The organism is Bacillus sp. ISL-39, assembly GCF_018613295.1.
Classification (GTDB): domain Bacteria; phylum Bacillota; class Bacilli; order Bacillales; family Cytobacillaceae; genus Mesobacillus.
Genome location: NZ_JAGGQM010000009.1, coordinates 93227 through 105164, shown reverse-complemented (window position 1 = coordinate 105164; position 11938 = coordinate 93227). Strand labels below are relative to the sequence as shown.

Annotated in this window: 13 protein-coding genes and 1 riboswitch; of the genes, 3 read left to right on the top strand and 10 right to left on the bottom strand. The window is 44.5% G+C overall.

All coding sequences use genetic code 11. From position 1 onward, the window contains the following. Positions 1–226: 226 nt before the first annotated feature. The gene (locus J7E37_RS09600) at positions 227–1612 is read right to left on the bottom strand and encodes an MBL fold metallo-hydrolase (RefSeq protein ID WP_214776469.1); all 1386 of its coding nucleotides are present in this window, start codon (positions 1610–1612) and stop codon (positions 227–229) included. Between the two features lie 191 nt (positions 1613–1803). Continuing rightward, a complete protein-coding gene (locus tag J7E37_RS09595; protein ID WP_215023736.1) occupies positions 1804–2991 on the bottom strand; it encodes an MFS transporter in 1188 nt (395 codons plus the stop codon). A 201-nt stretch (positions 2992–3192) separates the two neighbouring features. Between J7E37_RS09595 and J7E37_RS09590 the strand changes: the two genes are divergently transcribed. From J7E37_RS09590 to J7E37_RS09580, 3 genes are all read left to right on the top strand, one after another. Continuing rightward, entirely contained in the window at positions 3193–3708 is a 516-nt protein-coding gene (locus tag J7E37_RS09590) for a DoxX family protein (RefSeq protein ID WP_214776467.1), read from the top strand. A 264-nt stretch (positions 3709–3972) separates the two neighbouring features. Next, positions 3973–4476 (top strand): DoxX family protein, encoded by a 504-nt coding sequence (locus J7E37_RS09585; RefSeq protein ID WP_215023734.1) that lies wholly within the window; start codon positions 3973–3975, stop codon positions 4474–4476. Between the two features lie 109 nt (positions 4477–4585). Next, the gene (locus tag J7E37_RS09580) at positions 4586–5362 is read left to right on the top strand and encodes an STAS domain-containing protein (RefSeq protein ID WP_214776465.1); all 777 of its coding nucleotides are present in this window, start codon (positions 4586–4588) and stop codon (positions 5360–5362) included. A 44-nt stretch (positions 5363–5406) separates the two neighbouring features. Here the strand turns inward: J7E37_RS09580 and J7E37_RS09575 are convergent, their stop codons facing one another. From J7E37_RS09575 to J7E37_RS09540, 8 genes are all read right to left on the bottom strand, one after another. Next, positions 5407–5766, bottom strand: coding sequence for a cupin domain-containing protein (locus J7E37_RS09575; protein WP_214776464.1), 360 nt, complete (start codon positions 5764–5766; stop codon positions 5407–5409). 16 nt (positions 5767–5782) lie between these two features. Beyond that, positions 5783–6151, bottom strand: a complete 369-nt coding sequence (locus tag J7E37_RS09570; RefSeq protein ID WP_215023732.1) for a hypothetical protein — start codon at positions 6149–6151, stop codon at positions 5783–5785. A gap of 79 nt (positions 6152–6230) precedes the next feature. Next, on the bottom strand, positions 6231–7490 hold the full coding sequence (locus J7E37_RS09565; protein WP_215023730.1) for a DUF445 domain-containing protein: 1260 nt from the start codon (positions 7488–7490) through the stop codon (positions 6231–6233). 175 nt (positions 7491–7665) lie between these two features. Then, the gene (locus J7E37_RS09560) at positions 7666–8493 is read right to left on the bottom strand and encodes a MetQ/NlpA family ABC transporter substrate-binding protein (RefSeq protein ID WP_215023729.1); all 828 of its coding nucleotides are present in this window, start codon (positions 8491–8493) and stop codon (positions 7666–7668) included. 21 nt (positions 8494–8514) lie between these two features. Continuing rightward, on the bottom strand, positions 8515–9180 hold the full coding sequence (locus J7E37_RS09555) for a methionine ABC transporter permease (RefSeq protein WP_215023740.1): 666 nt from the start codon (positions 9178–9180) through the stop codon (positions 8515–8517). Continuing rightward, positions 9170–10183, bottom strand: a complete 1014-nt coding sequence (locus tag J7E37_RS09550; protein ID WP_215023726.1) for a methionine ABC transporter ATP-binding protein — start codon at positions 10181–10183, stop codon at positions 9170–9172. The genes J7E37_RS09555 and J7E37_RS09550 overlap by 11 nt, the downstream gene beginning before the upstream one ends. A gap of 74 nt (positions 10184–10257) precedes the next feature. Continuing rightward, positions 10258–10362: riboswitch (SAM riboswitch) on the bottom strand. A gap of 142 nt (positions 10363–10504) precedes the next feature. Beyond that, complete coding sequence (locus J7E37_RS09545) at positions 10505–11035, bottom strand: chromate transporter (protein ID WP_215023724.1); 531 nt, start codon at positions 11033–11035, stop codon at positions 10505–10507. After that, a complete protein-coding gene (locus J7E37_RS09540; protein ID WP_214776458.1) occupies positions 11032–11607 on the bottom strand; it encodes a chromate transporter in 576 nt (191 codons plus the stop codon). Before J7E37_RS09540 ends, J7E37_RS09545 begins: the two co-directional genes overlap by 4 nt. Positions 11608–11938 lie beyond the last annotated feature (331 nt).

Here is an 11938-nt window from a genome sequence, read left to right as displayed (position 1 = left end):
TTGAATCGTACCCTTATAAATGCAGAACTGCTTGCATAAGGGTACCTTTCGGCTTGGACGATGCCCTTATAGAGATGGATCTAGTGACCTCTTCCCTCTACCTTGCAATCCACGAAGCCGATCCACTCCATCGGCGGCTATTTTTACAATATTATAATTCCACCCGCAACACGCTCCAATACCCAAATAAATAAAGCCAGCTTAAAAACTAAGCTGGCTAATTGTATTAATCCTTTTTAACAGGGAGTCCTTCTTCTTCCCAGGCGGAGTAGCCGCCTTCGAGGTTGACTACATCCTTGTAGCCGTTTTTCAAGAGCAGGCTTGTTCCGATCGCGGAACGTGCGCCTGACTGGCAGTGGGCGATGATTTTCTTGTCGTTTGGCACCTCGTCAAGCTTGTCGGTCAGGTTTCCGAGCATCATGTGATGGGCACCGGGGATATGGCCGCTGTCCCACTCGCTCTGATTGCGGACGTCGATGACAAAGTAGTTATCGTCTTCCATCATTTCTTTTGCCTCGCTGGCGGTGATGGTCTTGTAACCTTCCAGGCTGCCGCTGAGCTCTTTCGGGTCAATATACCCTGTGACCTGGTCAAGTCCGATTGACTGCAGGGATTTTCCTGCATCAGTCAGTTTTTCCGGATCACCAATCAATACGATGTCCTGGTCATAGTTTAACAGCCAACCTGCCCAGTTCGTGAAGGAGTTATTATAGGGGATATTGATCGTTCCTTCAGCATGTCCCTCGGCGAACTCATCTGCCGGACGGGTGTCGACAACCACTGCGTCCCCTGCGTCAGATAATGACACTTTAGGCGTTTCCTCATGTCTGAGCAGTTCAGGGCCTACTTTATTCAGCTTTTTCATCTGGGCAAAGTACTTCGGAGGCTCCGGCTGTCCGGCAAGCAGCTCCTCAACAAACTTATCCTCTTCTTTGATTTGGAAAGCCCAGTTGAATTTTTTTTCATAGCCTAAAGTGGACATTGGCACAGCTCCAAGGGATTTTCCGCATGCGCTTCCTGCTCCGTGTGCTGGCCATACCTGCAGGAAGTCAGACAGCTCTTCCACTTTTCGGAGCGATTCGAACATCTGGCGTGCACCCGCTTCGGATGTATCCTTGATGCCTGCCGCCTTTTCAAGAAGATCCGGTCGGCCTACATCGCCCACGAACAGGAAGTCTCCCGTGAAAATTCCCATCGGCTCATTGGCGCCGCCGCCCTTATCCGTCAACAGGAATGAGATGCTTTCCGGTGTATGGCCCGGCGTGTGGATGACTTCAAAATAAATATTTCCAATATTGAACGTCGAGCCTTCTGTCAGCAATTCATGCTCATACTGGTCGACATATTGATACTTCCAGTCCTTATCCCCTTCATCGGATACATACAGCTTCGCGCCATGGTGATGGGCAAGCTCCCTTGCTCCTGACAGATAATCTGCATGAATATGGGTTTCTGTTGCAGCTGAGATTTTGAGGCCCTCTTTTTTGGCGATGTCCAGATAAGGCTGGATATTCCTTGCCGGGTCGATGACAATCGCTTCGCCCGTTCTCTGGCAGCCGATCAAGTAAGACATATGTGCAAGCTGGTCATCAAAAAATGACTTGAAATACATATGAACTCCTCCTTCATTTTAATAGGTTTATGAAGACTATATTCTCTTATACCCCACACCATATATTTTAAAAGTCAAAAAACATCAGTGCAGGGGGCTGCCTTAATTCCAATATATACCTATATCTGTATTTTACTCTGTTAAGAAATCTCCTTCAAATAAAAAGAACCTGCTCCAAAATTGGAACAGGTCTATTTTCCAGCAGGACGTTTCATCATCAAAATATAGAGGAGAATCGAAACGGAAACGGAAATGGCGGAAGCGATGTAGATGCTGCCATAGCCAAGCCAGTGACCGATCTGGCCAAAAGTCATCGCTCCGACACCAACGCCCAAATCGAAAAAGGAGAAGAAGGTTGCGTTAGCCATGCCTTTTCGATTCATCGGTGCATCCTGTACTGCCCATGCCTGAAGTGCCGGCTGGACTGAGCCGAAACCGAATCCGTACAGGCCGGCTGCGATGAACATCACCAGGCTGTTTGGCAGCCAGGCTAAAAGGATCATGGCGATCATAATTAAAACTGTCCCGGGCAGGAAGACGGCGCCATGTCCTTTTTTGTCATAGAGTTTGCCCGCAAAGGACCGGGAAAGCATTAGGGTAATCGCAAAAATAAAAAAGTACCATTCTATCCCTTCAATTCCCTTCTGTGCTGAGTAAAGGGGCAGAAATGAAGCGATTCCTCCAAATGTGGTTGTAATGAACAATAATAGCAATGACGGCTGCAGGGCGGACTTTTCGTATACATCCCATCTGCGCCTGACCTTATTCTCTTCCGTTTTTTCCACCTTTTTATAGGTGATCCTTGATGCCAGCAGGAAGGCAGCAAGACCCAGGATGGCACTGATTAAAAATAACTGCTTGAATGTGATTGCCGCAGCCAGCGCCAGACCAAGCGTCGGTCCCATCGCGAGCGCAACGTTCCCAGAGAGACCGAAATATCCCATTCCTTCTCCCCTGCGCCGCGGTGGTATTAAGTCGGTTGCGATTGTACCAGATGCTGTCGTGGAAAATCCCCAGCCAACCCCCTGGACAATCCGCATTAAAAACAAGAAGGCGATTCCTGAAGCAAATCCAAATGTGCCTACAGAAACCACGAAAATGGCCAGGCCTGTCAGGTAAATACCCCCCCTGCCTCTCGTTTCCAGCATCCATCCTGCAAATGGGCGTACAAGCAATGCCGAAAATGTGAAAATCCCAACGACAAACCCGATCAACTGGTCATTTCCGCCCAGATGCTCCACAAACAACGGAATGGTAGGCAAGGTCATTTGAAAACCCAGGAAGATAAAGAAATTCGCCAGGAATATAAACATAAAGTCCTTGCTCCAAATTTTTTCAGTGCCCTGTGGCTGCTGAGCTGCTCCTGATGATTGATCCATATGATTCATCCTTTCTAAATTCCATGCTTTGTTTAGGCACTGTTGCCAATCCATCCTTTTAAAAATTTTCTTGTTCAATATTCCGTCAATTTGTTGTTGCATTTGTGTGAACAACTTCACAATCAACTCATTTTTATTTCGGATTCTGATATATTGTAAGTGTAATCAATAATTACTTATTTTTGAAGGGAAGCGATTTAGATGTTCGCTAAATGGTTAAGAGAAAACAATATTGCTGCTGGCCTGTTGACTGTCATTAGGGTATGGCTCGGATATAACTGGATGACTGCGGGATGGGGAAAATTGACGGGTGAAGGATTTGACGCAACTGGATATTTAAAAAATGCAGTTGCCAATCCAGTAAAAGGTCCAGACGGAAACGCAGTATATGGTTGGTATGTAAACTTCCTTGAAAGTTTTGCGCTCCCGAATATCGAACTTTTCAACTTTATTGTCCCGCTGGGAGAATTCCTTGTTGGTCTTGGTTTGATTCTCGGAACTCTGACAACTGCAGCCATGTTCTTCGGCCTGGTGATGAACTTCAGCTTCTTCCTTGCCGGAACAGTATCTCACAATCCAACTGACATCTTCTTCGGCTTCATCATCCTGTTCGCTGGCTATAACGCTGGCAAATACGGTTTAGACCGCTGGGTCGTTCCTTTCATCCGTAAAACTGTATTCAAACGCGAAACTGAAGCTGCATATAAAGCAGTTTAACTGAAATCATAATCAGAGAGCCCGGCATTTGCCTGGCTCTTTTTCTTTTACGGATCTGCCTATACTAGTTTTTGCTTCCACCATGATTTCCCTAGCCCCCGCCAAGCATTGCCACTGTCATCTTCTCCACAAAGTGTTCAAAATCCTGACAATATGTTTTTTCTAATATGTGAACAAAGACTTCCTGCCCGCATTTTAAAATAGAAGATTAATATATTGTAGTGTAATCAAATAATACTTCATCCTTGAAGGGAAGCGATTGATATGATTGCTGATTGGTTAAGGGAAAACAAGATTGCCGCTGTCCTGTTGACTGTTTTAAGATTTTGGCTCGGATATAACTGGATGGTTGCTGGATGGCATAAAATGACCGGGGAAGGATTTGACGCAACTGGATACCTGAAGAATGCCGTCGCCAATCCGGTAAAAGGTCCTGATGGGAACATGGTTTATGGCTGGTATGTCTCTTTTCTGGAAAACTTCGCGCTGCCAAACATTGAGCTATTCAACTTTATAGTGCCGGTCGGTGAATTCCTCGTCGGCCTGGGCCTCATCCTTGGCTGCCTGACCACTGCCTCAATGTTCTTCGGCTTAGTAATGAATTTCAGCTTCTTTCTAGCCGGAACCGTATCCCATAATCCAACTGATATATTCTTCGGTTTCATCATTCTCTTCGCTGGTTTTAACGCAGGGAAGTATGGATTGGACTACTGGGTGATCCCGTATATCCGGAAAACCATTTTCAAACAGAAAGCAGCCACTAAATAAATTTTCGGCCTCCTGAGCTAATAGCAGGGGGCTTTTGTATACCTTGTCCCAACTGGAAAACTTAGCTATAATTTTACATAGAACGCCTATTAGAATAGGAGCGATTATTTTGTTCAACCTCGGTGCACTAGAAACTCACCAGCTTTTAAATAAAATCAATGAAAATATTTTCATTGCTGATGAAGAATACAAAATTGTCTTCATCAATGATTCTGCCCTGAAATTATTAGCGCAAATTGGCCCTTATGTAGGGATTGCTGATCCAGAAGAATTCATTGGCAGGAATTTAGGAGAGTTCCATGGCAGCCGTCAACAGAAAATCCTGGTCGAAGGGAATTTTCCTCATTCCGCCAGCATCACTTTGTTCAATAAATTTTCAGCCGAAATTATGGTAGATCGACTTACTAATCATGATGGCAAGGAAAGCGGATTTATCCTTACATGGAAAGATATCACTGAATTCGAAGAGGCACTGGAGGAAAACAGGAAACAGCTGCAAGTTCTTGATATGCCTGTCATCCCGCTATCCGTCGACTCAGCTGTCCTGGTTCCGGTCATGGGAAAATTGACTGAAGACCGACTGGTGCTTCTTGGTGACAAAATCCTCTCCCACAGCGCCAGGCAGGGAAATCAATTTGTCATTTTTGATTTTACCGGAGTTTCGGATGAACTTGATGCATCCATCGCGTTCCGACTGCAGCAGGTCATCAATGCCTTGAAGCTTATGGGTGTTCAATCCATCTATGTAGGGATCCGTCCTGAAATGGCCAAATCAATCGTGCTAAATGGTTTGCACGTTAATGTTCCGACTTTCAACACATTTGTCCATGGAATCCGTTATGTGTGGAAAGAAACGGGTTTTGAACTTGTAAAAATTGAAGATTAACCATAAAAAGAAGGCTTGGTCACTGACCGAGCCTTTTCATCTATTTATATTGTTGGAAGATCGGAAACCGTTCTTTCATTCAATTCTTCGCCTGTATTCACGGTTGATTTCGGTTCGAAAAAGATAACATGTGCTTCTTCTTCTGCTATAGGAAGGTGCTCAACACCTTTAGGGACAATGATGAATTCCCCTTCTTTCAGGTGTACATCCCGATCTCTGAATTTAAGCAAAAGCTCACCTTTTACAACAAGAAACATCTCATCCTCATGTTCATGCATATGCCAGATAAACTCACCTTTCAGCTTGGCGAACTTTACATGCATATCATTTATTTCCCCCGCAATTTTTGGACTCCAATAATCACTGAAAAGCGAAAACTTTTCGTTGATATTTACCTTCTCCATTTTTGCCAATCCCCCCCTATTGTCCAAAAGAAAACTCTGTATGGATTTCCCAATACTTTGTTATCGTATTTCCAGTTTGTAACATAAACCCTATCTGCACTTTTTCAGTTTCATTTTCAAAAGTCAAGACACCGTGCGGCAGGTAATCGTATGTAAGTCCGTCATTATACTTGAAGGTCCTTGGGCTTCCATTTATGTCTGCTATGATTTTGGCAATCTCGTCCGGGTCTTTTATAACCTGGATTGTTGTGCCATCCATGCCGCTGACTGCCAATTTATCATAATTACCTGACAGGATTTTGTGATGATAAGCCCAATATCCTGTCAAAAGGATGACACTCACCAGAACTAAAATGACAGTTACAAGCGTTTTCCTTTCAGCCATGCCAATCCCTCCCCCTATCATTTTACCATTTACTTCATTAAAAAAGACCAACCCATTGGATTGGCCTCATATTACTATGTTACATCACCATAAGCTTGAAGATTGTCAAGCCAATCCCGATCAGGAAGCCGCAGACGGCTCCGTTCACCCTGATCCATTGCAGGTCTTTTCCCACGTTGTTTTCCATCATGTCAATCAGTGTTTCTGTATCGAGCTTATCAAGATTTTCTCTGACAAGCTTGCCGATTTTAGAATGGTTTCTTTCAATTAACCCGGCAATCTTCGCATGGAGCCAGGTTTCGATTGCTGTTACCTTTTCATCGTCAGCTTTGATTTCTTCAATGAACTTTTTCACCACTGGTGTAACCGTATCATCTACAAAGCTGTCTTTTTCGATAAAAGCCATTGTACGCTCCTTTGCCTTCGCCAATACACCTTTGATTTGTCCGGTTAAGTCCATCTCTTCGACCATCTTGTTTTTCCAGGCCTGGATTTCCGACATTAGAGCTTTACGCTCACTGATGCTTCCAAGCTCTTGGCGGATTTTATCAAGAATCATATGGCGGTAGCGATTATCATCCTGCTGCAGGTTTTTCATTCTTTTTAAAATGAATGACTGCAAAATATTGCCGACCTTTTCTTCCGTGATCATATTGCTGAACGATTGGATCGCGAATTTCAAAAGTCCGTCAGCTTCCGTTGTATCGATCGCCTGCTTTCCCAGTTTGCCAAGAACCAGTTTCGCTTCATCCTGAGACGCCCATTTTTCCGTCTCCTGGAGTACATAGTCAAAAGCAGCCGAGTCATATTCCTTTGCCAGTATATGGCTTGAGGCTTTTTGTAAAAAATCGGAAGAGTCTGCTGATAGCAGGAAGCCTTTGATTTCTTGTTCGATCGTCGGTGCAAATCTTTCGATGTCTATTTTCCCCACAACATCCAGACTGAATGATTGGATGCTTTTCTTAACAGACTCAGAATGCAGTTCCTTCTCAACCGTTTCGAAAATTTTATCAAGAATATGAATCTGCTTGAACTTTTCCATGATGCTCTCTTTCGTGAGCCAGTCATTCTCAAGCATGTTGATTAACGCGCGCGTTACTTTATCACGATTCTTCGGCAGAAGTGCCGTGTGCGGAATCGGGATTCCCATCGGGTGCCTGAATAGCGCCGTAACGGCAAACCAGTCCGCAAGTCCCCCGACAAGACCAGCTTCAAAGCCGCCCATCAGCAATTTCCCGATCAATGAATCCTGAAACGGAATCGCGGCAAGGAACCCCGCTCCCATAATCGCCAGCGAAATAGCCGCTAAATGTCTAGATCTCTTATCACGTTTTTCCATATATCTCCCTCTGTTACTGTTTGATTTATGCCCAAAAATTTCTACTATTAAAAGAACAAAAGAGTCTTCCTAAAAAGAGTCTCTTCAATATTTTAACCAATTTATAGGGGAGAAAGCTATAAAAAAGGAAAGTCCCGGGAGCTTTGGCTGCCGGGACTTCATTATTATGACTTTCCTACTTCATCCACTCTGGCTTTCCGAAACCTTTGAACTCTTCATCGATGATTTCTTCAAACTCAGCGGATTCTACAACTTCTTTGATGTCCTTTGCAAACTGGGCATCCTGGTCTTTTGTGTTGATAACCACGCGGTTACGGTATTGGTCTGGCATGTTTTCAAGCTGAAGCGCGTCCAGCAGGTTCATTTTTGCTGCAAGGGCAAAGTTTCCTGGTACAGCTGATAGGTCGACGCTTTCTACTGCTCTTGGAAGCTGTGCTGCTTCAATCGGCTTGAACTGCAAGTTCTTGACATTGTCTTTTACATCTTTCTCAGAAACTGTCAGTGGGTCAGCATCAGGATCAAGCTTGATTAATCCAGCGTCCTCAAGGATCAGGAAGGCACGCGCTGCATTTGTTGGGTCATTTGGAATCGCGATGGCAGAACCGTCTGCGACTTCATCCAGTGAATTGAATTTCTTTGAGTAAATCCCCATTGGCGCGGTTGGCACGACAATCACTTCCGATAGCTCAAGTTTATGTTCTTTCGCGAAGTTTTCCATATAAACCTTGTGCTGGAACAGGTTAGCATCTAGATCACCTTTTGACAAAGCCAGGTTCGGCTGGATGTAATCGCTGAACTCGACTACTTTCACTTCATAGCCTTTTTTCTCAAGGAGCGGCTTGATCCCCTTTGTGACCATATCGCTGTATGGACCGGATGTCGCACCGAATGTCACATGTTTTGCGTCTGCTTCCGCATCGCCGCTGGATGCTGAGTCGCTGCCGCATGCGGCAAGCAGCCCGATTGATAAAAATAACAGTACAAACAATAATAATTTCTTCATTTTAAAAGAACCCCCTAATATTTATCTTTTGTCTACTAATCTTGCAATCCTGTCCCCGCCAAATTGGATCAGCTGGACGAGGCAGATGAGGATAATGACTGTTGTGATCATGATGGTATTGTCGTATCGGTAATAGCCAAAGCGGATCGCCAGGTCACCGACTCCACCTCCGCCGACAATGCCGGCCATTGCCGAATACGCAACAAGGCTGATAATTGTGATGGTTACCCCCTGGACAATGCCAGGCTTCGCTTCAGGTATCAGTACATCGTTGATGATCATCCATGGAGTCGCGCCAGTTGCAACGGCAGCCTCTATGACTCCTTTATCAATTTCCCGAAAGCTTTGCTCTACGATTCTCGCAAAAAACGGAATTGCCGCGACCGACAATGAAACAGATGCCGCTGTCGGACCAATTGTCGTGCCAGCAATTAAATTCGCAAGCGGGAGAAGGGCGATCAGCAAGATAATGAATGGAACCGAACGGATCATATTGACGATGAAGCCGGCAATATTTTTAAAAAGCTGGTTTTCCAGGAACAGTCCTTTGTCAGTGACAAAAAGAAGGACTCCTGTTGGCAATCCAACGATGATGGCGACAAGGATGGAGATGCCGACCATATAGATCGTTTCAAAAAACGCTTTATTCAATTCAGGCAGCAGTGCAATCAGGTTATCAAGCAGCATCATCAATCACCTCCAGATTTTTAGTCCTTGCCGCTATATAGGCAATCGCCCGGTCAATCTCCAGCTGGTCGCCCGAAATCTCCATAATGAAAATGCCCAATGGAATATCCTGAATATATTCAATCTTTCCATGCAGGATATTTCCGCGAACCTTATAGGTCTGGAACACATCAGAAATGACTCCCTGTTCGGCAATTTCACCCTGGAAATAGATTTTGATCAGCTTTCCTCGACGCTCCTTCAGCAATCTTTCCGGCAGTTCGAATTGAAGGATGGCGTTGACAAAGTCCCTTGTGAGAGCTTGTTTCGGATTCGCGAAGACTTCATACACCTCTCCTTCTTCAATGATTTTCCCGTCTTGCATAACAGCCATCCTGTCGCAGATGGTCTTGACGACTTCCATCTCGTGGGTGATGAGGACAATCGTGATGCCCAATTCACTATTAATCTTTTTAAGTAAGGATAGGATTGATTTCGTAGTGCTTGGATCCAGAGCAGAAGTAGCCTCATCACATAAGAGCACAGATGGATTGTTCGCCAGCGCCCTGGCGATACCGACCCGCTGTTTCTGTCCGCCTGACAATTGTGCCGGATAGACATCCCTTTTATCAGTGAGGCCGACCATATCAAGAAGCTCCGTCACTCTATCATTGATTTTCGCTTTCGGAGTGCCGGCCGCTTTAAGCGCAAAGGCGATGTTTTCACTAACTGTCTTTGCGCTGACAAGATGGAAGTGCTGAAAGATCATCCCGATTTTCAGGCGCGCTTTCCTCAGTTCACTCTTGTTCAAAGAAGTTAGCTCCAGACCATCAATATGTATTTCTCCGGATGTTGGTTTTTCAAGAAGATTCAGGCATCGGATTAAAGAACTTTTACCGGCTCCGCTGTATCCGACAATACCGTAAATCTCTCCCTTTTCTACTTTTAATGAAACTTGGTCAACACCTGTAACCGCCCCTTTTTTTGTTTCATAAATCTTGACCAGGTTTTCCACTTCAATCATGATTTGCACCCCCGTTTTTAAAAAATAAAAAAGCCTCTTTCATTCAAAGAAAGAGGCATCGTAAACATCTATACGACTTATCTTTCAGAATGAAAACATTCTGCAGGAAGTGGCACCTTTCCCAAAAGGAGGTTGCCGGACGTCATAGGGCCTAATCCCTCAGTCTCTCTTGATAAGTAACTTATTTAATTAATTTCGATAATTGAAATATTAAGTCTATCTGATTTATTTGTCAACAAAGTTTTTTGAGGTTTTTCTCATGTTACCGCTTACAGGGCTGCAGGAGTAAGGAATTATTTTTTGAAAAAGAAAACCCCTTGTTTACGATAAAACAAGGGCACCGTAAACAAGGGATCCTGCGATGACATAGGCAGGGTGGACTTTGAATTTTTCCATCAGGATGAAGCTGATTCCGCCAATCAGAATGGTATGCATCAGCCCGACCCCCTCATAGGAAGAGAAAAAGAAATCATAGGTCATGACTCCTAAAAGGACGGCAATGACAGGGCGGACGACGATTGTCAGCCTTTTGACACGGGGTGAATCTTTAAACTTCATTAACAAACCGAGCAAGCTGATCATCAGGATTAGGGATGGTGCTACCGTGGCAAATACCCCAACTATAGCTCCGAGGATTCCTCCTTCTGCATATCCGATATACCCAGCCATCTTGGTAGCAATCGGGCCAGGCAGGGCGTTCCCCATTGCCAGCACCTCACTGAATTCATTGACTGACATCCAACCATATCGGTCAACGACTTCATTTTCGATTAATGGAATGGAGGCAGGGCCGCCGCCGTATCCTAAAATCCCTGGAATAAAAAAGGCCAAAAATATATGGAAATAAATCACTGCTGCTCCCCTCCTGTTTGTTTATTTTCAGATGTTGCAGGGTCTTTTTTCAGCAAGGCACCGAGCAGCAAGACAAAAATTAAAATAGCGGGATGCAGATTCAAGAATTGAAGAAGAACCAGGCTGCCAATAAGCGCCACAGCTGTCCACGCCCAACCAAGGTTTGATTTACCTGACTTCTTGATAAAATCCCATGTCAGGACAGCAAGCATGACGGCAACAACTGGAACAACAGCCTCTGCCATTCCTTTCACCCAAGGCTCATCTTTGTATGAGTTCAGACCGGTCAGCAGCAGGATCATCAGGATAATTGCTGGAATCATCGTTGCTGCAAGGGCATTGATCATACCAAGGTATCCCCCTACTCGATAGCCAATGTAGCCCGCCATTTTTGTGGCAATCGGACCCGGCAGCGCATTTCCCAAAGCAAGAACATCACCGAATTCATCAGAATCCATCCATTTATATTTTTCAACCACTTCCTTATGTACAAGCGGAATCGAAGACGGGCCGCCGCCATATCCAAGGATTCCCACGCGAAAAAATGCTAAGAATAAATCTCTTTGCTTCAAAACTTCACCTTCTAATCTATTATTGATGCAACTAATCGTATCCTTATGAAATGAAATCAAATCCAGCCTCAAAAGTGTACCGTTCCAGGAACAGCAATCTATTCAATCTATACTTATATCTTGTATTTAATTATAGACTCATATAATCAATACTGCATGTCAAATTCAAGTAATTTTACCGTGTGGGCCTATTTCATCGTAATTTTCGCCATTCAGGTGTCTCAAATTCTCCCCGCCACGCAAGGTATTGACGAATTATTAATTATCCCTGCCAATTTTTGATCAATTCGGCAAACTCCACGAATATTTCGACCCAGCAGCATTTCTGCAG